Here is a 23,200-nt window from a genome sequence, read left to right on the forward strand (position 1 = left end):
AGCCCGCGCCGGATACAAACACCACTGAAAAAATTTTACAATTATTTTGTATGAGAAACAATAAAGTTTACCATTTTATCATTCAGTTGATCCATGTAGGCTTTATCAGTAGTTCCGAAACCATGGGCGCCGTCTTCAACTGTCACTAACTGTGCTTCTATGTTCTGTTTTTTTAGTTTTCTCACGAGTTTTTTAGAATGTTTTACAGGAGCAACTTTATCTTTATTTCCATGGAGAATAAATGTGGGGACTGCCGTTTCGACATCATTTATGGGTGAAACCGTTTTAAGATAGTCTACAGCTTTTCGTTTTTCTGTTTTTATATCATACCCTGAAATTCCGAACACCAGTTTTTGTCTGATTTCAACGATCGGTTTAAAAAATAATCCCACAATAGCAACCGGAACTTTTCCTAATCGTGTATGCAAAAGCTTATTCAGATCGGTCGGCCCGAAATTGCTGACAACATAATTTACTTTTGCAGAATAGGGTTTAAGCTCAGCACTTCCAACATAATCATTATCATCTGTGTATGCGGAAAGCATGGATAAATGAGCTCCCGAAGAAGCACCGAAAAATCCAATATTATCAGTATCAAAATTATACTTTTCAGCATTTTTTCTTACCCATCTCACTGCATCTTTGGTATCCTGAATCGGTAATGGAAAGTGTACGGTTTCACTCACAAGTGTGTAATCAATGCTGATAACAGCATAATTTTTTTCAACCAGTTTAAGGATAAAACTTTCAATATAACTTCCTGATCTCACAATTTTGTCGCCTTTCGCCCACGCTCCGCCGTGAACGTATATGACTACAGGAAGCTTTTCTGTTGTTGATTTTTTAGGTTTATAAATATCCAGTTTAATTGGTTTTCCCTCATGATCGGTTTTATAGGTTATGTTTTCCGAATAGGCAGTTTCTGAAGGAAGAATGATTGTTTGCGGAGCTGAAGTTTCGAGATTGGGTGGTTGAGAATAAAATAAATTGGATGAACTTAAAAGAAAAATAAAAAACAGGTTCAAAAAAAACCTGTAAGTTATAGTATTGCGAATTTGTTCCATAGAATTTTTTTGTGAGGTGATATTTTAAAGCAACTCAAAAAGTCTACCAAAAAAATATTCTGAAAAGTATTGATGAATTTATAAGACCAATTCCTTGAAAAGCTTATCAAATGTTTTATCAAGATCTTTTGATTTTCCCGGATGAGGTCTTGAAGTCTGAACCACCGAACTTCTTACCGCAGTAAGCCATCGAAAACGTTCCGGAACTTCTAATGCCGCAATCGGTCCGCCGTCTTTTTTTCCTTCTGCAATTTTTTGAAAAGCCTCAAGGTTTTGAACCACGTCTTCATAATCAAGCTTGCTGTGCATCAGTTTGAATTTATCAGGACATAAATAAAATTCAACCCGGATAAATTTTTCCCTTTTTGAAAACAAAACGAGTCCGATATTGAAAAATTCTTCTCTTTCAACCTTCGGTACCAAACGTATTACGGCATATTCGTATATTTTATCCTCTTGCATTTCTGGCTTCGTTTACAAAGATTTGAGAATTTTCTAATCGTGTTTTCAGGAAGTTGAAATAAACTTCACGGATTTCGTCCGGACTTTCTTCCGCATCATCCCAGTGCAGCCAATCCTGCGGAATAAGATTTACAATGTCTCTGAAAATATTATCATTTAAAACTTCATGCGCAAACCGATCGGCTTCATCCAGTTTTGTCGCTTGCGGGAGCAAAACGTGATCTTTTACATACTTGAACGGAGTTTTTGCGGCAGCATCAAAATTCTGCCACGAATGATGGAAATAAAAAGATGCTCCGTTGTCAATCACCCACAATTCTTTATGCCACATCAGAAGATTGGTATTCTTGAAAGTACGGTCGATATTGGTAATAAAAGTATCCAGCCAAACAATTTTTGAAGCTAAAAGCGGATCGATTTTTACACTCGAATCATAAGCAATAGAACCGGAAAGATAGTGAAGACCTAAGTTTAATCCTTCAGAATTTTTCAATAGATCCTGAATTTCTTCATCGGCCTCAGTTCTTCCGAAGTCAACATCAAGATTTACAAAAACCAGTTCAGGAATTTTTAATCCTAAAATTTCTGTAATTTTTCCTCCTAACAATTCCGAAATCAGCATTTTTACTCCGTGACCGGCGCCACGGAATTTCAAAACATATTTAAAATCATCATCCGCTTCTGCCAAAGCAGGAAGAGAACCTCCTTCCCGAAGTGGCAGAATGTAGCGCATTACCGTTACTGTTCTTAAATCCAACATAGAGCAAAAATAAGGTTTTCCTTTGTGTTTATTTCTATTTATACTATTTTTAAGTTTAAAATCAATTTTGATTAATTTTTAAAAATGCGGTTGTCATTCAGAACGGAGCGAGAGCGTAGTGAAGAATCTAGTAAACATATAGATTTCTCCTTCGTCGAAATGACAAAAAATACTTAATCAATTTTTAAAAAACAAAAAAATATGCAAATCACAAAAAGACAAAATATCATCATTTCAAACACAAAAACCAGAGACTTTTTAGCAGATGCTTATTATCCTGAAACCAATGAAAAATTACCTTTGATAATCTTCGTTCACGGTTACAAAGGCTATAAAGATTGGGGAGCATGGAAATTAATGGCTGAAAAATTTGCTGAAGCCGGATTTTTCTTTGTTAAATTTAATTTTTCTCACAACGGAACTACAATTGAAGATCCCAAAAAGTTTGCAGATTTGGAAGCTTTCGGAAACAATAATTATTCAAAAGAGCTTTCAGATCTCAATGTGGTGATTGATCATTTTATTAAAAATGGAAAAGTTGATGACCAGAAAATCGTTTTAATCGGGCACAGCAGAGGCGGAGGAATTTCGATTATTAAAACCTGCGAAGACATTCGAATTAACGGATTAATTACTTTGGCAAGTGTTGATACTTTAGATCGTTTCCCAAAAAATAATGCTTTTGAAAACTGGAAAAAAGAAGGGGTTTATTATGTTGAAAACAGACGAACAAAACAACAGATGCCTCATTATTACCAATTTTTTGAAGATTTTAAAAATGATGAACATCGTTTTGATGTAGAACGATCTATGGAAATGGCAAAAGCTCATGTACTCATCATTCACGGGACTAATGATGAATCGGTAAGTATGAAAAATGCAGAACATCTGCACATTTTGAATCCGAATTCTGAACTTTATTTAATTGAAAATGCAAATCATACCTTTGGTACAAAAGAACCTTGGGAAGAAAATAATTTATCCGAAGATTTGAATGAAGTCATTGAAAAATCTATTGAATTTATCAACAATAAAATTGTAAATGAATAAAAACGGTGAAAATTCCCCTCCTTTGGAAATCGAGGAACGAGATTCGCCGAAACAAAAAATAAATAAAAATAATGAGTCACTGGTGGCGAAAATTCGTAAGAATTTTTGACGGGGTGATTTATAAGTGCAAAATATAATTTGAAACAGTCTCCAAAATTATTTGACCAATATTTTCCACGCCTCGTCAATTTTACTCTCCAATAATAATTTCTGAGCTTCCAAATGAATATTTTCGTCATCATGACAATTTTCGGAAGGTAAAACCTCGACATTTGCCAACATTCCCAAATCATTGCCTGTAAAAACTTTGCTGAGTTTTATAGAATCTGGAAGTAAATCAAATCCGATTCCCTTTGTTACCAAAGGTTTTGGAACTTCAAAAAGACTGTTTTCATTACTTCTGGAATACCAATTCACGCCTAACCGTGCAACCATATCCAGTTTTATCTGGTCTAAATTTCCTTCTTCATTCAGATATTCTTCACGAATATGAATTTTCTGCACTTCACAAATCACTAAATTTCCAGCACCTCCCTGATCACCTAAAGATTTTACCTCTAAAACCTTACATTCGAAATTTACAGGGCATTCAGCAATCAATTTAGGTTGAACCAAATCCGCACCTTTCATAGTTAACCCGGACTTGATGAATTCATTCACACCGTCTCCGTATTCAGTGGAGGCTAAAGAAATTTGCTGTACGATGGGAAAGTTTACCGTTCCAATAACGACTTCAGAAGTTTCCAGAACATTTTCTAAGGTATGTTTTGTCGTATTATCTCGAACTCTTCTCGATGGTGAAAAAATCAAAATCGGCGGAACCGTACTGAACATATTGAAAAAACTGAACGGCGATAGATTGCTGTTTCCGTCTTTATCAACCGTTGAAGCCAATGCAATCGGACGTGGTGAAACGGCAGTCTGCATGATTGTTTGCAGTTGTACGGGAGTTATTTCGGATGGGATTACTGTTTTCATTTATTTTTATTTAACCACAAAAGTCATAAAAGTTTATGAGTTGTAAATTTTATTTTTTTAAGTTCAAAAAAGGTTCGTGCAGTTTATTTTTTTAATGTTTTTTAAACTACAAAAGTAACAAAAGCTTTTATCAGTTAATTCTCTTAATTCTTTAAAGTTCAAAAAAGCATATCGTAATATTTATTCACAAAAGTTTCGTGTCCTTGATGATAGAGATTTTTCACATTAAAATTTACTAATATTCCTTTAGGTTTCTTCATTAAATTAATATAATTCAAAATTTGGGCACGATGAATTTCGTTGAGTTCGGAAACTTCTTTTAATTCAATTACAATTAAATCTTCAACCAAAAAGTCACAAAAGAAATCACAATTAATTTCTTTTCCTTTATAAATGATAGGTACTTTGAACTCGGATTTAAAATTGATATTTCTTAATCTAAATTCCTCTTCTAGGCACTTATGATAAACACTTTCAAGTAGACCTGCTCCCAAAATTTTATGAACCTCAATACAAGCCCCATTAATTTTATAGGTTAAATCTGTTAAGTATGACTGCGTTATCATTTGTGTATTTGATTTCAGTTATTTATGAGGTAAACTTTTTTGAACTTTAAAGAGTTATGATCGGTCTTTAAAGTTCAAAAAAACTTTTGTGACTTTTGTGGTTAAATTTTTATATGGCAGGAATAATTTTACCAGCAACTTCACCGAAACCAACCCTCACTCCATCTTTTTCAGCCCAGGCTTTCATGGTCACCGTGTCGTTATCGTCGATGAATTTTCTCTCCTGTCCGTTGCTTAATTGTAAAGGGTTTTGCCCTCTCCAGGTTAATTCAAGCATCGAACCGAAAGATTTTGGATCGCTTCCTGAAATGGTTCCGCTTGCATATAGATCGCCAACTTCTACGTTACAACCGTTTACGGTGTGATGTGCCAATTGCTGGGTCATGTTCCAGTACATGAATTTGTAATTGCTTTCTGAAATAAGGTTTTGTTCTCCGTTTTCAGGCTGGATATAAACTTCCAAATTGATATCATAATTTTTATCCCCTTCAAATTTTAGATAATCTAAAACTTCAGGATCTTGTGTCGGAGAGGCTGTTCTGAATGGTTCTAAAGCTTCAAGAGTTACAACCCAAGGTGAAATTGATGAACCGAAATTTTTAGCCAAAAATGGTCCAAGCGGAACATATTCCCAAGACTGTATATCTCTTGCTGACCAATCGTTGAAAACCACCATCCCGAAAATGGCGTCTTCGGCATCTTTTGTTGAGATGCTTTCGCCCATTTCGGTGTTTTTATTGATGATGAAAGCCATTTCCAGTTCGAAGTCCAATTGTTTACATGGTCCGAAAACAGGTTTGTCTGCATCTGCAGGTTTCATCTGACCTTTAGGACGGTTGATTTCCGTTCCGGAAACTACGATAGATGATGCTCTTCCGTGGTAACCTACAGGTAAATGTTTCCAGTTTGGAAGAAGTGCATTTGCAGGATCTCTAAACATTTTTCCAACATTGGTAGCGTGTTCGATACTGCTGTAAAAATCCGTGTAATTCGGGATGTGAACAGGCATCATCATTTTCACCTGATCCAGATCATAGAATGCATCTTCGATTGTTTTTTCATCTTTCGATAAAATTGAACCTTCAAGCAATAGTTCCTGTATTTTCAAACGAACGGCATTTGTAACTGGTTTTCCCAGTTCGATAAATTCATTGATCGTATATGCTTCGAAAACATTATCATCAAGACCTTCGATTTCTTCAAAATAACCAAGATCATACAACGTTGCAAGATCAACAACCTGATCTCCGATTCTTGTACAGCATCCGATAAATTCTTTATTGAAAACGGCTACTCCAAACGGAATATTATGAATTGAAAAATCTGAATTTGACGAGTATTCTACAAATGATTTCATAAGTTTAAATTATTTTAGTGGTACGAATTTTTTCAAAAATTCACTAGACATTAGTGTTTATCTGTGAAAAAAAATTGTGCAGTTTGTGTTAAAATTGATTTTTTAGCTAAAGCAACTATTTTTTAGCTTTGGAAAAAGACGCTTCATCGATCCATCGATCTCTGCTGTTAACATCAATAAGGTACAAAATATCATCAAGTCTTGTCAGCAAAAAAGTTTTGGTTACAGGGATTGGTACTTTTTTGTTTTCAAGCATATCGGCTCTCAAAGAGATTATATTTTTTTTGCTTCTCACAATATCTCCGGAAAATACGTTGGATGTACTTTCTCCTGAAGCTTTATCGTCGAAAATTTCTACATAGGTTACTTTATTGCCCTTAATGACAATAAAATCTCTCTCGGTGTGATCCGGAGAATCTTTTACCAGAACAAATTTTTTGTCGTCAATGTTGACATTGTTTAAATTCTGATTGATGCCTTTTCTTTCTTCCAATTTAGTAAGAATGGCATTCAAGCTTCCATATTGTGCGTTTGCAAAAAAACTTGCACCGATAAGCAGTAGTCCGCTGAAAATTTTGATCATATTCCTGTGTTTATAAAAAGTTTTGTCAGGATTTTTTGTCCTGACAAAAACTTATAATTTAACGATATTGAATATAAAACATTGAAATTAATTTGAACCATTAAGATTCTTTAGTTTTTAATTTTTTTAAGATTTAGATAAATCTAAAATTAAGCACTTTACTTAACAAATATCTTCAAATATTTTCTTAAAAATTTAACTCACTAATTTTTCTTAATGATTTGAAATTTTACTGTTTATATTCTTTCTTTTATTTAATTTAAAATTAAAGATTTCCTCTTTTTTCCTGCTCTCTTTCTAAAGCTTCAAAAAGTGCTTTGAAATTACCTGCTCCGAAACTCTGAGCTCCGTGTCTTTCAATGATTTCGAAGAATAGAGTAGGACGGTCTTCAACCGGTTTTGTAAAGATTTGTAATAAATATCCTTCTTCGTCATGATCGATAAGAATACCTAAATCCTGAAGTTTTTTAAGATCTTCGTCGATGTGACCCACTCTTTCTGGAACCATATCATAATACGCTTCCGGTGGAGCAGAAAGGAATTCAACTCCTCTTTTCTTTAGTTCAGTTACAGTGTGAATGATATCTTTCGTTGCAACTGCGATGTGCTGAACGCCTTCACCTTCGTAGAAATCAAGATATTCTTCAACCTGTGATTTCTTTTTACCTTCTGCAGGCTCGTTGATCGGGAATTTTGCAAAACCGTTTCCGTTTGACATTACTTTAGACATCAAAGCAGAATATTCTGTGTTGATTTGTTTATCGTCGAAAGAAAGAATGTTCACAAATCCCATTACTTTTTCGTACCATTCAACTGTTGGAAGCATTCTGTCCCAATCCACATTTCCTACGCAGTGGTCAACATACAATAAACCTGCATCTTCAGGCTGATAAGCGCTTTCCCATTTTTCGTAACCAGGCATGAAAGGACCTGTATAGTTTTTTCTTTCAATAAACATGTGAACAGTCTCTCCGTAGGTGTAAATTCCGGACATTCTTACTTCACCATGCTCGTCTGTCAATGTTGTAGGCTCCAAATATGGTTTTCCGCCTCTTTTAGTTGTTTCTTCAAAAGCTGCGTAAGCATCGTCTACCCAAAGTGCCAAAATTTTAACACCATCACCGTGTTTTTTTACATGCTCATTGATTGGAGAATCAGACTTTAGACCTGTTGTTAAGATCAATCTGATTTTTCCCTGCTGAAGAACATAAGATGCACGATCTCTCACTCCTGTTTCAGGTCCTGCATACGCAACCGACTGAAAACCGAACGCTGTTTTATAAAAATGAGCTGCCTGCTTCGCATTACCCACATAAAACTCGATGTAATCTGTACCGTTGATCGGCAAAAAGTTCTCTGCCTGAGCAATTTTTTCGGCAAATGTTAATGTTGACATATTTTCTATTTTTTACTTTTATTTAGGTTGCAAATTACAAAATTCTGCGAAACCTTTAAAATCGAAAACAAACAGTTGTTAGTTAAAGTTTTAATAAAAAGCAAAGAGCTAATAAACACATAAGTCACATAAGATTTTCCTCTTAGTTTGAAAATATTTTAGATCACATAAGAGAAAATCAAAGATTTTCAATAATTCCTCATAAAAATCTTTGATTTTTTATCTTCTGTGTTCTTTCTATACATGAGAATTTAAAAAAAACTAATGTGACTAATGTGTTAAAAATTAATGTATGCTTAATGCTTAAATCTCTCATAAGCCGCTCTCTCCAACATCTCTCGGTCATCAGGATGAGCAATACTGATCAATTCCTGAGCTCTCTGACGAAGATTTTTCCCGTATAAATACACACTTCCGTATTCCGTAACCACCCAATGAATATGACCTCTTGTTGTTACAACTCCTGCTCCCTGTTTTAGAAAAGGAACAATTCTGGAAACTCCTCTTTTTGTTCTTGAAGTAATGGCAATGATGGGTTTTCCGTCATCACTTAGTGCGGCTCCTCTCATGAAATCCATTTGCCCGCCGATTCCACTGTATTGTGTGGTTCCAATGGAGTCGGCACAAACTTGCCCCGTCAGATCAATTTCAATAGCAGAATTAATGGCAACCATTTTATGATTTCTCATAATGTTGATCGGGAAATTTACCGTGCTTACATCATCAAAAGAAAATACCGTGTTATCGTCAACGTAATCATACAGTTTTCTCGTTCCGAAACAGAAACTTGTAATCGTTTTATTGTCGTTGTAGCCTTTATATTTATTATTAATGACATCGTTTTGAATTAAATCAATCACCCCGTCGCTCAACATTTCGGTATGTACTCCCAAATCTTTGTGATTTCCTAAACATTTTAAAACGGCATCAGGAATAGTACCGATTCCCATTTGAAGGGTCGATTTATCATCAATCAATTCTGCAACATTTTTTCCGACGAGCATTTCTTCAGGACCGACTTTTGCGCCGTAATCAACAGTCGGAAGTTCTTCTTCATGCCAAACCAGTTTATGAATTCTGCTGATGTGAATCATTCCGTCGCCATGCGTTCTCGGCATCAAAGGATTAACAATGGCAACGATAGTTTGAGCGGTGTCCACTGCGGCTCTTGCTACGTCTACGGAAGTTCCCAATGTACAAAAACCATGTTTGTCGGGTGGAGAAACCGTGATAAATGCAACATCAAGCGGTAAAATATTTTTTCTGAAAAGAATCGGAATTTCACTTAAAAAAACAGGAACAAAATCTCCTCTGTCTGAATTCACAGCATCTCTTACCGGAGAAGAAACGAATAAGGAATTCACGAAAAATTTATCCTTGTATTCGGGTTTGGCAATTTCCACATTTCCCTGTTGGGTAATGGAAACCATTTCCACATGATCCAATCGGTGAGATTGTCTTGCCAATTCATCAATTAAATAATTCGGGGTACATGCACATCCATGAAAAAACACACGGTTACCGCTTTTTACAGTATATACAGCTTCTTCTGCACTTATATAATTGTACATATTGAAAGTTTTTAAAATTTTCTCTGTCTTAAAGATAGTTTATATTGTTTTTATTAAATCCAATTACCCGAAGATATTTGTCATGTTTTTATTGAAAATTGTGTTTTTGTTGGTTAATCGCAAAGACGCAAAGTATATTAAATAAAAGGTGTTTAAGACGCAAGGATTTTATCTGCGATAAAATTTAATACTGGAAAAAACACTTTCCTGAAAATCTATGATTTTCTTGCGCCTTAAAAGCAATATGAAGATAAAAAAACTTTGCGCCTTAGCGATTGACCAACAAAAAAGACTAAATATTTCATATTCAGTCCTTTTTATCTTTTATAAAAAAAATTAAAGCTAAAAGCCAGAAGCTAATTGCCAAAAGTTACATTATTCCTGCGACCTATCCTCCAAACTATGGTCTTCACTTTCCAGCCAAGAAGTTTTATACGACGGATCTTCAACTTTTAAAGCTTCTTCTGTAAGTTTTAAAGGACGAAATGGGTCAACCATTACGGCATATTCCTCAGTGAATTTTTTGCCGATACTTCTTTCCATTGCTCCAGGGTGAGGTCCGTGAACAATTCCTCCCGGATGAAGTGTAAAATCCATTAAATCAATATGGTTTCGGCTCATAAAGTCACCTTCTGTGTAGAATAACACCTCATCAGAATCGATATTCGAGTGATTGTATGGTGCAGGAATTGCCATCGGATGATAGTCGTACATTCTCGCACAGAACGAACAAACCACAAAATTGTGTGCCTCAAAAGTCTGGTGAACCGGCGGAGGTTGGTGAATTCTTCCCGTAATCGGTTCGAAATTTTTGATATTGAATTTATAAGGATAAAAATATCCGTCCCAACCCACAACATCGAAAGGATGCGTTGCGTAGATGAAATCCGTGATCTGATTTTCTTTTTTTACTTTAATTAAAAATTCTCCTTTTTCGTCTTTTGGTTCAACAAAAGTGGGCGCGATAATATCTCTTTCGCAGAATGGAGAATGTTCCAGCAGCTGCCCAAATTCGTTTCTGTATCTTTTGGGTGTGTAAATCGGAGAATGGCTTTCTACCACAAAGAAAACGGTGTCATCAGAATGTAATTCCACCTGATAAATTGTTCCTCTCGGGATAATTAAATAATCACCAACAGAAAATTCAAGGTTTCCTACAAAAGTTTTTAAAATTCCGCTTCCGCTGTGAGTGTATAAAAGTTCGTCGCACTCGGCATTTTTGTAGAAATAATCCATCGATTTTCTTGGCTTCGATAATCCCATTTTCAGGTCATTATTTACCATCAAGAACTTTCGGCTGTCCATAAAATCGTCTTCAGGCGTTACATTCATTCCCTTAAACATTCTCGGTGTCACGTTTTTTTCAACCGCAATTTTCGGTGTTACATCTTTGGGTTCGCCAATCGATTTGATTTGGGTCGGACGGTGAATATGGTATAATAATGAAGAAATTCCATGAAATCCTTCCGTTCCGAAAAGCTGTTCGTAGTAGAATTTATCTTCCGGAGATTTGAAAATCGTATGCCTTTTTTGTGGGATATTTCCCGACTGATGATATCTCATTTTACTTTTATATGTGGATTCTCAAATTTAATATTTTTAAATGAATTGGGTGAAAACATTTTTTTGATGCTTTTTTAACCACAAATCGAAGATTGGACGAAGTCAAAAGTCACAAAAGTTTAATGCTAAAATGAATTTTAATATAAACTCCATTTAAGTTCAAAAAAGGTTTGAAGTTTTACACTGTCTTTTTTGAACTTATCTTTTTAAAATGATTAACTTATTAATACAGAGTAAAATCTTTAGTGACTTTTGTGGTTAAATTATTACAATAAATAAAATTAGTTTTGTGTTTCTAAAAATAATTGTTAGTTTTGTCTAACAATTTCAATTTCATGCAACGAATATTATTTTCTGCTCTCTTTTTATCATCATTCTGTTTTGCTCAGAAAACAGATACTTTAGATTTTAATCAAATTCAAAAGATTGATTCAGCTACCACTGAAAAGAAAAAAGAAATTAAAACCCGGGTTATTGATGATGTGGTGATTACCGGAACGATAAAACCCATTAGCAAATCAAAAAGTCCGGTTGCGGTTGAAATTTACAGCCAGAAATTTTTTCAGAAAAATCCAACTCCGAATATTTTTGAAGCTATTGCGATGGTGAACGGAGTGAAACCTCAACTGAACTGTTCTGTTTGCAACACGGGAGATATTCACATCAATGGTTTGGAAGGCCCTTATACGATGATTTTAATTGACGGAATGCCGATTGTCAGTTCACTTTCCACAGTTTACGGATTAAGCGGAATTCCCAATAGTTTAATTGACCGAATTGAAGTAGTGAAAGGTCCTGCATCATCACTTTACGGCTCTGAAGCGATGGGTGGAGTGATTAATATTATTACAAAAAATGCGTTGACAGCTCCAAAATTAAGTGTTGACCTAATGACGACAAGCTGGGCGGAAAATAATGTTGATTTGTCGACGAAATTTAACTTAGGTAAAAATGTCGCTTCTCTATTAAGTATCAATTATTTCAATTTTACAAAAAGATTCGACGAAAACAACGATAATTTCACAGATGGAGCATTGCAGAACAGAATTTCAGTTTTTAATAAATGGAATTTCCAGCGAAAAGAAAACCGACAGGCAAGCTTTGCGTTGAGGTATTTGTATGAAGACCGTTTCGGCGGAGAAATGCAGTGGAACAAATCGTATCGTGGAAGTGGTGAAATTTATGGTGAAAGTATTTATACCAATAGAGTAGAGGCTTTTGGTGTCTATCAATGGCCTATGGAGGAAAACATTGTGACGCAGTTTTCTTATAATTTTCATGACCAGAATTCTTTTTACGGAACAAATCCTTTTACAGCAACGCAGAAAGTCGCTTTTGCACAGACGTATTGGGATAAAAAGTTGGGAGATCATGATTTAATTGTAGGAGCAACCTTCAAACGAACTTTTTATGACGACAATACACCCGGAACTCTGTCTTCAGACGGAGTAATGAATGAGCCGATGAAGTCACCGATTTTAGGAGCGTTTATTCAGGATCAATGGGAAATCAACGAGAAAAATACTTTGTTGCTCGGTTACAGATTTGATTATGATAAAATCCATCATGCAGTGCACTCCCCACGTTTTGCATGGAAATTTTCTCCGAATCCTTATCATACATTGAGGTTTAATTTCGGAACGGGTTTCCGTGTGGTAAATTTGTTTACAGAAGATCATGCAGCGTTGACGGGTTCCCGTGATGTGGTGATTCAATCCAATTTAAAACCTGAAAAATCAATTAATGGAAATTTAAATTATGTTTGGAAAATTCCTGTTGGCGAAAAGTTAATTAACCTTGACGCTTCTGCATTTTATACCTATTTCAGTAATAAAATTGTCGGTGATTTTGATACTGATCCGGAGAAAATTATTTATGATAACCTTAATGGTTACGGTATTTCGAGAGGTGCTTCTTTGAATTTGGATTATACTTTTAATTTTCCTTTAAGCGTAAATCTCGGAGTAACTTATTTGGATGTTTACCAGAAATTTGACGGAGAAAATGAAAAATCGCAACAGCTTCATGCTCCAAAGTGGAGTGGCACTTACAATCTGACGTATAAATTTCCGGGTAATTTAACGATCGATTTTACGGGACAGTTTTACGGACCGATGCGACTGCCAGTTTTGCCGAATGACTACAGACCCGAATATTCTCCGTTTTATAATCTTGCGAATATTCAGGTTTCTAAAAGTTTTAAATCCGGATTTGAAGTCTATGGCGGAATTAAAAATTTATTCAATTTCACTCCGGATAATCCGTTGATGCGGCCGTTTGATCCGTTTGATAAAAATGCAGATGATCCGATCAGTAATCCGAATCATTATACTTTTGATACAACATACGGATATGCGCCGATGCAGAAAATCAGAGGGTTTTTGGGTGTAAAGTATACTTTGAAATAATGTTTTACCGCAAAAGAAGCAAAAGAAATGATTGAAAATAAAGATTGCAAAAGTTTACAAACTTAAGTTTCAAGCTTTGTTTGCTTTTAATTATCTAAAAAAGGTTTCAAAAATCTTTTACCTCTTTTGCGGTTGAAAAAAATATACAGAATGAAAACTTTAACAATATTTTTATTTTTAATGTTTGTGCCGTGTTTTTGTCTTTCGCAGATAAAGACTGGCACTTTTTCGGATTTGGAAATTCGGCAGAAGGAAAATCCAAAGCCGGTTATTATTCATATTTATACCGATTGGTGTTCGGTTTGTAAGATTGAATTTTTTGAACTGAATAAAGACAAAGAACTCACCCAGTTCATTAATAATAATTTTTACTTCATCAACTTTGAGGCAGAAAAAACAAAAGAAAAAATCCATTTTCAGGGAAAAGAATTTGGGTATTTACCGAATGGAAATTCCGGAATTCATGAGTTGGTTCTGGCTTTATCTAAAAATAAAAAACAGCCTGTTTATCCGTTGTGGATTGTTTTGGATGAAAATCAGAATTTGCTTGAATATCATGAAGGGAAATATAATACAGATCAATTAAAAGCTGACTTAAAAAAATATGCAGCCATCAGAATTAAACTGAAAACTGCATATTTACCTACCAATAAATAATATTATACTATGAAAAGAGAGGCTATTGCCTGTGCGTCTGTTCCGGTAAGAATTTCGTCAAATGATGCAGATCCGGCTGCATTTCCGAATGCTGTTGCAGTATTAAATCCCGCCTGTACCGTTAGATCTTCTCCAGCATAAACGGGGTTTGTTGCAGGAGGCATATTTCCTCCGTTGGCAAGTTCAATCCAGCCTTTATTAGCTCTCATTCTTCTTACCATTGATGCATGTCTTGCTTCAACGGAGTGTATCTGCAATGCTGCCTGCAAAACAGTTTTATTGCTCATTACATTTCCTGCCTGTCCTTTATAAGCTCTTACTCCGGTGTCTTCAAAAGCCTGTGCTAAAGTCAGAAACTGGCTGTAATTGGTAAAGGGCGTAAAACTTCCACCTGCTGTGAAGTCGAATGTAGGTTTTGCTCCCGGAGTTACTCCCAATGAGGTAAGGGTCGTCTTGAGGAAATTAACGTGTGCATTTTCGTGTTTTGAAATCTGCATGAAAACAGTTCGGTCTGCAGTAGGAATCAATGATAAAGTATTAAGACCAATTTTGTAATATTCATCTTCAAGATATTCTAAAACCAAAGCCAGTTGTAAAGCATCGGTAAGAGCATCTTTTTTGAAATAAGTGCTATCTGCAGAATTTTCGTTCTTTGTTTCGGCGGCAAGCATCGAGCCCATTCCTAAAGGTATTGCGGCGATGGCTGCTTTTTTACCAATTGATGAGATATGATTTAAATTTTCGGTTCTTGAAAATGTTTTGCTGAAAAGGGTGTCATCAGATAATTTATCTAATATTTTTAGAATATTCATAAGTTTAGATTTTGTGGTTAATAAAATTTGAGAAGTCTAAATGTTTTATTATCCGATTCCTCTTTCTTTCCAGGTGAAAGGTGTTTTGATAAAACCTCCGGCTACGGCAACGATATCTTTCGGTTCTTTGGCAACATCTAATCCTGTGGTGGGATCAATAACATCATCTCCTGAAAATGCTGCTGTTCCCGGATTGATTAAATCTCGGATCGCACTTGCATGTCTTGCTTCTACCGAAACAATTTTTCCTGCAATAACAAGATAAGTTGGGTTCGTAATGTATTTTCCGGCACCATTGTATGCTGCAACACCAGTATCTTCAAGAGCTTTAGCGGTTGCTAGTACAGATGTTCTGTCGTTGAAATTTACATTAGGATACTGAAATTCCAAAGTAGGTAAAACCTGAGTTGTCGCACCGCTAAGCGCAGCTTTGAAAAAATCTCGATGGATTACTTCATGATGATACAAATCGGTAAGGATTTCTTTTTCTGCGGTAGAGGCTCCTGTATAAAAATTATTCACAACTTTTGTATAGAAGTCTGCTTCTAATTGTTCTAAAGCGTAAGCGTAGTTTAAAACTCCTACATCTCCCGCTCCCAAATCAAAGATATTGTTGCCCGGATTATAATCGAAATTATCGTCGTCACAACCTACAAGTGCTAAACCGGCAATCATTACGCCGATTCCCCCCAGCTTTAAAAAATTTCTTCTTCCGGTATCTATGGATGTGGTTCCGGAAACAGTAATTGATTTTTTCATAACATATAATATTTTAGAGTTTTGTAAAATAAACTGTGCAAGAAATTTTCTTGATTATTCTTGCACAGAATCATAAATCCTAGGGCATTAGAACGGTATCAATAACGTGGATCACTCCGTTGGACTGATTCACGTCGGCAATCGTCACTTTTGCTTTATTATCTTTCATGTCACTTACATAAAGGTCTTTTCCTTTGGTCCAAAATGTTAAAGATTCTCCCTGAACAGTTTTCATGGTCGCTTTTCCGTTTCCGGCTTTTACTGCTGCCCAAACTTGTTTTGCTGAATATTTTCCGGGTAAAACATGATAAGTAAGTACACTTTGAAGCATTGATTTGTTTTCAGGCTTTAGAAGATTATCTACCGCTGATTTTGGCAGTTTGGCAAAAGCGGCATTGGTAGGTGCAAAAACAGTGAACGGACCATTTCCTTGCAAAGTTTCTACCAATCCTGCTGCTTTCACTGCTGCAACCAGAGTGGTATGATCTTTAGAATTCATAGCATTTTCAACAATATTTTTGGAAGGATACATTGCTGCTCCGCCTACCATTACTGTTTTTTCTTTCATAGACTGTGCAGCTGCATTTCCGCTTAAGGCAAATGATAATGCGATCATTCCTATTGCTGCAAATTTTGATGTGATGTTCATTTTTTCTGATTTTTTATTTAATGTTTATATTTTGAAATCTATAATCACTTACGAACAATGAATGGAAATCAGTTTTATAAAGTTTGAAAATAATTCGTATTACATTGGTTATCAGTTATATAAATTTCATTACGTTCTTCTTGATTATGTTTTTTTAGTAAAATTTTGATTAATATTTTAACAGATTCAAATAAAATTTAAATGATTTGCAATAAGAAGTGTTTATTTTTATATATTTGGGATAAAATATTCAACTTATTAAAACAAAATATTCTGAAGAGGAAATTATCCTGTTGGTAAAACAGCATAATGAGAATGGTTTTCATTATTTATATGAGAACTATGCCTCTGCTTTATATGGTGTTATTTTCAGAATTACCAATTCTAAAGAAGCATCTGAAGAAGTTATTCAGGATACTTTCTTGAAAATATGGAATTCTATTGAACAGTATGATAGCAGCAAAGGAAGACTATATACTTGGATGATCAATATTGCCAGAAATTCTGCTTTGGATTATCTAAAATCTAAAAATTTTCAAAACAGTTTAAAAAACCAATCGTTGCCTGATTTCGTATATAACGATACTGCACTCTCAGTGTCGGATAATCAGGATTTTATTGGTTTTAATAAAATTTTAGATACATTAGATGAAGATAAGAAGCAGCTTATAGATCTTGCTTATTACAAAGGTTTCAGTCAGTCGGAAATCTCCGAAACACTGCAAATGCCTTTGGGGACGGTTAAAACAAAGATGCGGAATGCACTCATGAAATTAAAGGATTTGTTAAAAGATTACAGGTAAAGTGAATACTCAGGAATACATATCATCAGGTATACTCGAAGCTTATATTTTAGGTACAGCAAGCAAAGAGGAAGCAGGCATTTTAGAATGCGTGATGTCTCATAATGCCGAGGTGAGAGCTGCTTATGAAGAAGCTCAAAAGATTCTTGAAGATTTTACAACTGCTCAGTCCGTTGAAGTTCCTACTTATCTGAAGGATAAAATTTGGGATACCATTAATAGTAATTCTATCAAAACTGCTGAGGTTGATGATTCTGATGCAACCAAAAATATGCCACTTTCAGGCGATATTCAAATTGAAAAGGTTCCACCTAAAAAAGTCTGGAATCAATTGTCTGTAGCAGCATCAATTTTATTGATTTTAAGCATTGCCGGCAACGTATTCTGGCTTAGCGAAAAAAGCAAAGCCGAAGATCAGCTATCTTCTTTAAGAAAGGAAAAAACTTCGACTGACGAAAAACTTAGAATAATAAATGAGAAACTTGCACTCACTGCAAATCCTGATATTCAGAAAATTGTAATGTCCGGAACTGAAGCTCATCCCGATGCAAAAGCGGTTGTTTTTTGGGATAAAACTCATCATAAAGTTTATTTAAATGCACAAAATCTTCCTCAGGCTCCTGCAGGAAAACAGTATCAGCTGTGGGCAATTGCCGATGGCAAACCTGTAAGTGCAGGTCTTTACACGAAAGAAAAAGATACCAACACATCTTTGGCAAGTATCAGTAGCGCTCAGGCTTTCGCAATAACTCTTGAAAACGAAGGTGGAAGTGCTGTTCCGACAATGGAGAATATGTATGTTTTAGGAAACGTACTTTAGAAATAAGCATTTAATAATACCGCTATAATCGCCAGAATTGCCGGTAAAGCCTGCACAAAAAAGATTTTCTTTGTTGCGGAAATTGCTCCGTAAATTCCTGCTACGGCAACACATCCCAAGAAAAATAAAGCAATATTAGTTTGCCATTTCGGGTCTTCAATTAGAAAAGACCAGAGCAGTCCTGCTGCCAGGAAGCCATTGTAAAGTCCCTGATTTGCGGCTAAACCTTTTGTAGGTTTAAACATTTCGGCAGGTAAAGCTGCTTTGAAAACTTCTTTTCCTTTCGTTTCCCATGCAAACATTTCCATCCAGAGAATATAAAGATGTTCAATAGCTACAATGGCGATTAAAATTTTGGCAACGATTTCCATGATTTCTAGTTTTGTCATTGTAAAACTAAAAAAATAAAGTTAAGTTTGAATACTCAATTTCAAAAATGGAAACTTTTAAGGCACATTTAGACAAATTTATAACGATCAGTGACAAAGAATTTACTTCAGTGTTATCTTTTTTTGAGGTTAGGGAGGTTAAAAAAAAGCAGGATTTGATATTAAGCCAGGAAGTTTGCAGATCAATGTTTTTTGTGGTAAAAGGTTGTCTGAGAAAATTTTTCGTTAATGAAAAGGGAGTAGAACAAACTACTGAATTTGCGATAGAAAACTGGTGGATGACCGATACTTTTGCTTATGAAAGGCAGATCAAGACCGATTTTTGTATTCAGGCGGTTGAAAAATCGATCATCTTAGAAATAAATCTTCAGACCCAGGAAGAATTACTGAAAAAACATCCGGTGATGGAGCGTTATTTCAGAATGATTTATCAGAGAGCTTATGCAGCTTCTGAAAGGCGAATTCGCTATCTTTATGAAATGACCAGAGAAGAACTTTATGTCAACTTCAGTACATTATATCCTTGGTTTATTCAGAGAATTCCGCAATATTTGATTGCTTCCTTTTTAGGTTTCACTCCGGAATATTTAAGTGAAATACGGGCAAAATTACGTTCTTAAACCAGTTTAAGATTTTTAAGATTCTATATGCTGAACTTTGTCATGTAATTAAAAGCAAACATCATGGCAACACAAAAAGTTCAGTATTCACAGTTATTTCTAAGACTAGCTCTTTCAGTGACGATGCTTTCTGCTGTTGCAGACAGGTTCGGATTTTGGGGCAAAAATTCTGCATGGGGGAAACTGGGAAAACTTTGAGAAGTATACGAAACATCTTACTTTTTTTCTTCCTGAAAGCTTAGGGATTTTTTCAGCCTATACTGCAACTTTTTTTGAGATTCTTTTTCCTTTGATGCTGATTTTAGGTTTCAAAACCAAAATAGCAGCTTACGGAACAGGATTTTTATTGCTGACTTTTGCCTTATCGATGACGATCGCTTTAGGGGTAAAAGCTCCTTTAGATTATTCGGTATGGATTGGAAGTGCAGCGGCATTTCTTTTAGCATCACAACAACATTATAATTATTCAATAGATACATTAACTAAAAAAAATTAAGTATTATGAGCGCAAGATTCGATATGTCAACAACACATGTTGCTGCCTACAAAGCTGGAATTGGGATGGAAGTAGCCCTTCAAAATTCTTTTTTAAGCCCAATTCAGAAAGAATTAATAAAAATCAGAGCTTCACAGATCAATGGCTGTGCATTTTGTCTCGATATGCATACAAAAGATGCCTTAAAATATGGCGAAACTCCTCAAAGAATCTTTTTGCTAAATGCATGGAGAGATGCGAAAGAGCTTTTTACCAATGAAGAGCAGATTATTTTAATGATGGCTGAAGAAATTACATTAATCAGCCAAAAAGGACTGACTGAAGAAACGTACCAAAAAGCGAAAGAAATTTTTAACGAAAGCCAGATTGCCGATATTATCATGGCAGCAGTTTCGATCAATATGTGGAACAGAATTGCAATTTCTACTCATTTGCCGATTGCAAAATAATTGATTATCCGTAAATGTTATTTAGAATAAAACGCTTTCCGATTTAGGAAAGCGTTTTTAATTATTGTGGGCACTTCAGCTGTAAAACATTTGCATTGAGTGGTTGTTCAACCTTTCTTTCCAGTTTTTTATCGTTGATATTGATATAAATTTCCATTGAACCCGTTCCGACATGAAGTGATAAAATATGTCCGCCATAGGCATTGAATTTATCATCCGTAGCCACTCCATGAACATGAATGGAAGGTCCTTTTTCATTCCAGGCAATCGATCCGGTGAGACTTCCCATTTCTACTTTCTTGAAGGTTTTCGGATTAAATTTTTTATCATTAAAATCATAAAATCCAAAACTAACTTCCGATGCAAAACCTATTCCTGTAAAGCTCGCAGAGGGAATATTTTCTGTTTTCGCAAGATTTTCAATGCTTGAAATTACGTCGTCGCCTTGTCGAAGTACCATCAGATAACCTGTCGGCGTTTTGATATAACGGCAATTTTCTTTTTGTTGTGCTGAAATTGTATTCATAGCTAAAATTGTAAATAAAAGAATCATTCTCAAAATATTCATAATGAATTAATTTAAAATTTTATAATGAAATTTTTACACCAAATCAGTAATAGATCAGCAAAATATTATTTATTTAATGCTCTTAAAATCTCTTCACCTACACTTTTCGCTGACTGAGGATTTTGTCCGGTAATTACTCTCTGATCGTTCACAATATGATTTTGCCAAAGCCCTGATTTCTCAAATTTTGCACCTCTTTCTTTCAACTTATCTTCCAAAAGAAAAGGCACTACGTTCGTTAATTTTACTTCAGCTTCTTCTTCATTGGTAAAAGCATTGATCTTTTTACCGTCAACCAAATATTTACCGTCTTTCAGTTTAATATTCACCAAACCGGCCGGTCCGTGACAAACAGCGGCTACAATTCCTCCGTTTTCGTAAATTTTTGAAGCAATTGTTGATAATTCTGTGTTGTCAGCAAAATCCCACATGGCTCCATGACCTCCTGCATAAAATATGGTAGAATAATCATTCGGATTGACTTGAGAAGGTTTCAAAGAATTGTCGATTTTACTTTTGTCTTTACTTTCCCAAAATTCTTTGTTTACGGAATCTTTCAAATCAAATCCGTCAACGGGCGGATTTCCGCCTTTCGGGCTTATAAAATCGATTTCGTAGCCGGCTTTGTGAAGAACCTCCCAAGGATGCGAAACTTCACCAAGATAATATCCGGTTTCTTCACCTGTATCACCTTTTTTGTCATGGCTGGTAACGACAAATAAAATTTTCTTTTTCATATTTTTTGATTTTTTGGTTTGTGACTGTACGAATCCTATCGTAAAGATGGTAAGCAATAAAAATGCTAATTTTTTCATGATTAAATAATTTCAGTTAAATAAATCTGTGGTTTTTCCTGCAATTTTTCATCAACCAAAGCTCCAAATGCTTGAATGTAAGGTTGCTGATTGTGTTGTGCTAAACCTTCTTTACTTTTCCAGATTTCGTAGAAAACAAATTGATTTTTATCCTCAATTCCCTGATGAAGCGTATATAATTCGCTGGCTTCTTCTTTTTGGGTTTCTTTTACCATATTTTGAAGAACTTCCAAAACCTCGGCTCTATGTTCTTCTTTGGCTTTTATAACGGCTGTAAGATAAATTTTCATTAGGCTAATTGTGGTTTTAATTCTTGTTGAAATACATTCTTAAGATGCTCTTTGTAAATTTTCATATCGCGTTCTACATCAGCATTTTTTTCTACATCATGGAAGTGAAAACTTTCCATTTTTTCTAGAGAAACAAAGGCATTCATTCTGTGGAAACCAAATAATGGTCCATTATCTACACTTGTTTCATTGAAGAATTCTCCGGGAAGTGTAAAAGCCGTTTCAGGAGCGTTCCAGCTTGTGGTAACCATATATTTTCTTCCGCCAAGCATTCCTCCGGTTCCGTAGTTGATCTTTGGATTATCTGCTGTTCTTCCGTCGCTTAGATAAATTCCTTTTGCGTGACCTGCGGTGAAAACTTCGTCGATGTATTTTTTTAAACCGTTGGGTAACTGAAACCACCAGATTGGCGTGTGGTAAATGATGTAATCTGCCCAAACGAATTTCTTAACTTCCTCATCTTTATCGTAGCCTTCATCTACATTTGTGATTTTTATTTCTACATTTTCAAATCCTTTGAATACCTCCAAAGTGTTGTCTGCAATAGTCTGATTATATTTTCCTCCGGAATGTCCGAAGTTTTGTCCACCGTTGATGATTAATACTTTTTTCATTGTTTTATGAATATTTAAATTTTATGATGCAAAGTTATAACGAGGTTATGTATAATAAAAATAATGTGAATTATAGTTAAGTATCATAAAAATAATAGTATTTAAAAATATTTAATTTAGTTGATAAAGTCAACTAAATTCTTACATTTGTTACATGAAAGATACCATTCAACAAATCAGAAGTTTTAATAGATTCTATACTTCTCATATCGGAATGTTAAAAAACAATTTTTTAGACAGTCCCTATTCACTGGCAGAAGTAAGGCTTTTATACGAAATTGGTGAGCATCCAACTGTCAATTCTCAACAACTAAGCGAATTTTTAAATCTTGACAAAGGATATGTTAGTAGGGTTTTAAAATTGTTTTTAAAAGATAATATTATAAGAAAAGTTCAATATGATGAAGATAAAAGAGCCTTTTACATTGAGCTGACAGAAGACGGGGATCGTTTGCTGAAAATTTTACAATCCAAATCGGACAGGCAGATTGAAGAAATTGTTCATCCTTTACATATTGGAGAAAAAGAGATGTTGGTGAATTCCATGCGAAGCATTAAAAATTTACTATCACCAACCCGTAGTGCATTATCACACAATAGCTATTTTAATATTATTCATTTTTCTTTTATAAACAAAAACATTTATGAATTGGATAAATGTGAGTGTCATTATTTTACTTAGTATTCTTGTTTTGAATCCA

General features: G+C 34.9%; 28 protein-coding genes. 10 read left to right on the forward strand and 18 right to left on the reverse strand.

Annotated elements, in window-relative coordinates:
• Positions 1–41: 41 nt before the first annotated feature.
• From BA768_RS15965 to BA768_RS15975, 3 genes are all read right to left on the reverse strand, one after another.
• Positions 42–1,064: an alpha/beta hydrolase gene (locus BA768_RS15965; RefSeq protein WP_065721570.1), complete on the reverse strand. Its 1,023-nt coding sequence runs from the start codon at positions 1,062–1,064 to the stop codon at positions 42–44.
• A 78-nt stretch (positions 1,065–1,142) separates the two neighbouring features.
• Entirely contained in the window at positions 1,143–1,526 is a 384-nt protein-coding gene (locus tag BA768_RS15970) for a DUF3037 domain-containing protein (protein ID WP_065721571.1), read from the reverse strand.
• On the reverse strand, positions 1,513–2,286 hold the full coding sequence (locus BA768_RS15975; protein WP_034673334.1) for a HipA family kinase: 774 nt from the start codon (positions 2,284–2,286) through the stop codon (positions 1,513–1,515). Before BA768_RS15975 ends, BA768_RS15970 begins: the two co-directional genes overlap by 14 nt.
• Positions 2,287–2,487: 201 nt before the next feature.
• On the opposite strand from BA768_RS15975, the gene BA768_RS15980 reads away from it, so the two are divergent.
• Positions 2,488–3,336 carry an alpha/beta hydrolase family protein gene (locus BA768_RS15980; protein ID WP_065721572.1) on the forward strand — a complete coding sequence of 283 codons (849 nt, stop codon included), beginning with the start codon at positions 2,488–2,490 and terminating at the stop codon, positions 3,334–3,336.
• 156 nt (positions 3,337–3,492) lie between these two features.
• Here the strand turns inward: BA768_RS15980 and BA768_RS15985 are convergent, their stop codons facing one another.
• The 7 genes from BA768_RS15985 to BA768_RS16015 all read right to left on the reverse strand — a co-directional run bounded on the left by BA768_RS15985 (position 3,493) and on the right by BA768_RS16015 (position 11,350).
• The gene (locus BA768_RS15985) at positions 3,493–4,314 is read right to left on the reverse strand and encodes a flavin reductase family protein (RefSeq protein ID WP_065721573.1); all 822 of its coding nucleotides are present in this window, start codon (positions 4,312–4,314) and stop codon (positions 3,493–3,495) included.
• A gap of 158 nt (positions 4,315–4,472) precedes the next feature.
• Positions 4,473–4,880, reverse strand: a complete 408-nt coding sequence (locus BA768_RS15990; RefSeq protein ID WP_065721574.1) for a GxxExxY protein — start codon at positions 4,878–4,880, stop codon at positions 4,473–4,475.
• 109 nt (positions 4,881–4,989) lie between these two features.
• Positions 4,990–6,237 (reverse strand): fumarylacetoacetase, encoded by a 1,248-nt coding sequence (gene fahA, locus BA768_RS15995; protein WP_065721575.1) that lies wholly within the window; start codon positions 6,235–6,237, stop codon positions 4,990–4,992.
• Positions 6,238–6,352: 115 nt separating this feature from the next.
• Positions 6,353–6,820, reverse strand: coding sequence for a hypothetical protein (locus BA768_RS16000; RefSeq protein ID WP_065721576.1), 468 nt, complete (start codon positions 6,818–6,820; stop codon positions 6,353–6,355).
• Between the two features lie 265 nt (positions 6,821–7,085).
• Positions 7,086–8,216 carry a 4-hydroxyphenylpyruvate dioxygenase gene (hppD, locus tag BA768_RS16005; protein WP_065721577.1) on the reverse strand — a complete coding sequence of 377 codons (1,131 nt, stop codon included), beginning with the start codon at positions 8,214–8,216 and terminating at the stop codon, positions 7,086–7,088.
• A 296-nt stretch (positions 8,217–8,512) separates the two neighbouring features.
• On the reverse strand, positions 8,513–9,787 hold the full coding sequence (locus BA768_RS16010) for an acetyl-CoA hydrolase/transferase family protein (RefSeq protein WP_065721578.1): 1,275 nt from the start codon (positions 9,785–9,787) through the stop codon (positions 8,513–8,515).
• 375 nt (positions 9,788–10,162) lie between these two features.
• Positions 10,163–11,350 carry a homogentisate 1,2-dioxygenase gene (locus BA768_RS16015; protein ID WP_065721579.1) on the reverse strand — a complete coding sequence of 396 codons (1,188 nt, stop codon included), beginning with the start codon at positions 11,348–11,350 and terminating at the stop codon, positions 10,163–10,165.
• Positions 11,351–11,685: 335 nt separating this feature from the next.
• Here BA768_RS16015 and BA768_RS16020 point away from each other — a divergent pair, with 335 nt between their 5' ends.
• Positions 11,686–13,758, forward strand: coding sequence for a TonB-dependent receptor plug domain-containing protein (locus BA768_RS16020; protein ID WP_083206712.1), 2,073 nt, complete (start codon positions 11,686–11,688; stop codon positions 13,756–13,758).
• Positions 13,759–13,908: 150 nt separating this feature from the next.
• Positions 13,909–14,415, forward strand: coding sequence for a thioredoxin family protein (locus BA768_RS16025; RefSeq protein WP_065721580.1), 507 nt, complete (start codon positions 13,909–13,911; stop codon positions 14,413–14,415).
• A gap of 2 nt (positions 14,416–14,417) precedes the next feature.
• Here BA768_RS16025 and BA768_RS16030 read toward each other — a convergent pair whose 3' ends face one another.
• The 3 genes from BA768_RS16030 to BA768_RS16040 all read right to left on the reverse strand — a co-directional run bounded on the left by BA768_RS16030 (position 14,418) and on the right by BA768_RS16040 (position 16,635).
• Complete coding sequence (locus tag BA768_RS16030; protein WP_065721581.1) at positions 14,418–15,227, reverse strand: ferritin-like domain-containing protein; 810 nt, start codon at positions 15,225–15,227, stop codon at positions 14,418–14,420.
• A 48-nt stretch (positions 15,228–15,275) separates the two neighbouring features.
• Entirely contained in the window at positions 15,276–15,986 is a 711-nt protein-coding gene (locus BA768_RS16035; RefSeq protein ID WP_065721582.1) for a ferritin-like domain-containing protein, read from the reverse strand.
• 79 nt (positions 15,987–16,065) lie between these two features.
• A complete protein-coding gene (locus BA768_RS16040; protein ID WP_065721583.1) occupies positions 16,066–16,635 on the reverse strand; it encodes a fasciclin domain-containing protein in 570 nt (189 codons plus the stop codon).
• A 293-nt stretch (positions 16,636–16,928) separates the two neighbouring features.
• Between BA768_RS16040 and BA768_RS16045 the strand changes: the two genes are divergently transcribed.
• The gene (locus BA768_RS16045; protein ID WP_185114201.1) at positions 16,929–17,438 is read left to right on the forward strand and encodes an RNA polymerase sigma factor; all 510 of its coding nucleotides are present in this window, start codon (positions 16,929–16,931) and stop codon (positions 17,436–17,438) included.
• Between the two features lies 1 nt (position 17,439).
• Positions 17,440–18,258: an anti-sigma factor domain-containing protein gene (locus BA768_RS16050; protein ID WP_065721585.1), complete on the forward strand. Its 819-nt coding sequence runs from the start codon at positions 17,440–17,442 to the stop codon at positions 18,256–18,258.
• On the opposite strand, the gene BA768_RS16055 is transcribed toward BA768_RS16050, so the two are convergent.
• Positions 18,255–18,629 (reverse strand): DUF1304 domain-containing protein, encoded by a 375-nt coding sequence (locus BA768_RS16055; protein ID WP_065721586.1) that lies wholly within the window; start codon positions 18,627–18,629, stop codon positions 18,255–18,257. The two genes, BA768_RS16050 and BA768_RS16055, sit on opposite strands and share 4 nt — an antisense overlap.
• Positions 18,630–18,694: 65 nt before the next feature.
• On the opposite strand from BA768_RS16055, the gene BA768_RS16060 reads away from it, so the two are divergent.
• The 4 genes from BA768_RS16060 (at position 18,695) to BA768_RS16070 (ending at position 20,212) form a co-directional block, all read left to right on the forward strand.
• Positions 18,695–19,267 carry a Crp/Fnr family transcriptional regulator gene (locus tag BA768_RS16060; protein ID WP_065721587.1) on the forward strand — a complete coding sequence of 191 codons (573 nt, stop codon included), beginning with the start codon at positions 18,695–18,697 and terminating at the stop codon, positions 19,265–19,267.
• A 63-nt stretch (positions 19,268–19,330) separates the two neighbouring features.
• On the forward strand, positions 19,331–19,465 hold the full coding sequence (locus BA768_RS21680) for a hypothetical protein (RefSeq protein ID WP_317039972.1): 135 nt from the start codon (positions 19,331–19,333) through the stop codon (positions 19,463–19,465).
• Positions 19,404–19,763 carry a DoxX family protein gene (locus BA768_RS16065; protein ID WP_317039973.1) on the forward strand — a complete coding sequence of 120 codons (360 nt, stop codon included), beginning with the start codon at positions 19,404–19,406 and terminating at the stop codon, positions 19,761–19,763. The genes BA768_RS21680 and BA768_RS16065 overlap by 62 nt, the downstream gene beginning before the upstream one ends.
• Before the next feature lie 5 nt (positions 19,764–19,768).
• Complete coding sequence (locus BA768_RS16070) at positions 19,769–20,212, forward strand: carboxymuconolactone decarboxylase family protein (protein ID WP_034673379.1); 444 nt, start codon at positions 19,769–19,771, stop codon at positions 20,210–20,212.
• Positions 20,213–20,273: 61 nt separating this feature from the next.
• Here the strand turns inward: BA768_RS16070 and BA768_RS16075 are convergent, their stop codons facing one another.
• The 4 genes from BA768_RS16075 to BA768_RS16090 all read right to left on the reverse strand — a co-directional run bounded on the left by BA768_RS16075 (position 20,274) and on the right by BA768_RS16090 (position 22,499).
• Positions 20,274–20,738 (reverse strand): PPC domain-containing DNA-binding protein, encoded by a 465-nt coding sequence (locus BA768_RS16075; protein ID WP_228388449.1) that lies wholly within the window; start codon positions 20,736–20,738, stop codon positions 20,274–20,276.
• A 107-nt stretch (positions 20,739–20,845) separates the two neighbouring features.
• Positions 20,846–21,595: a type 1 glutamine amidotransferase domain-containing protein gene (locus BA768_RS16080; protein WP_185114202.1), complete on the reverse strand. Its 750-nt coding sequence runs from the start codon at positions 21,593–21,595 to the stop codon at positions 20,846–20,848.
• 2 nt (positions 21,596–21,597) lie between these two features.
• Entirely contained in the window at positions 21,598–21,885 is a 288-nt protein-coding gene (locus tag BA768_RS16085) for a putative quinol monooxygenase (RefSeq protein WP_065721589.1), read from the reverse strand.
• Complete coding sequence (locus BA768_RS16090) at positions 21,885–22,499, reverse strand: NAD(P)H-dependent oxidoreductase (protein ID WP_065721590.1); 615 nt, start codon at positions 22,497–22,499, stop codon at positions 21,885–21,887. The genes BA768_RS16085 and BA768_RS16090 overlap by 1 nt, the downstream gene beginning before the upstream one ends.
• Positions 22,500–22,653: 154 nt before the next feature.
• On the opposite strand from BA768_RS16090, the gene BA768_RS16095 reads away from it, so the two are divergent.
• A complete protein-coding gene (locus tag BA768_RS16095; RefSeq protein ID WP_065721591.1) occupies positions 22,654–23,181 on the forward strand; it encodes a MarR family winged helix-turn-helix transcriptional regulator in 528 nt (175 codons plus the stop codon).
• The last annotated feature ends 19 nt before the right edge of the window (positions 23,182–23,200 follow it).

The sequence above is a fragment of the Chryseobacterium sp. CBo1 genome, assembly GCF_001693475.1.
Lineage (GTDB): Bacteria > Bacteroidota > Bacteroidia > Flavobacteriales > Weeksellaceae > Chryseobacterium > Chryseobacterium formosense.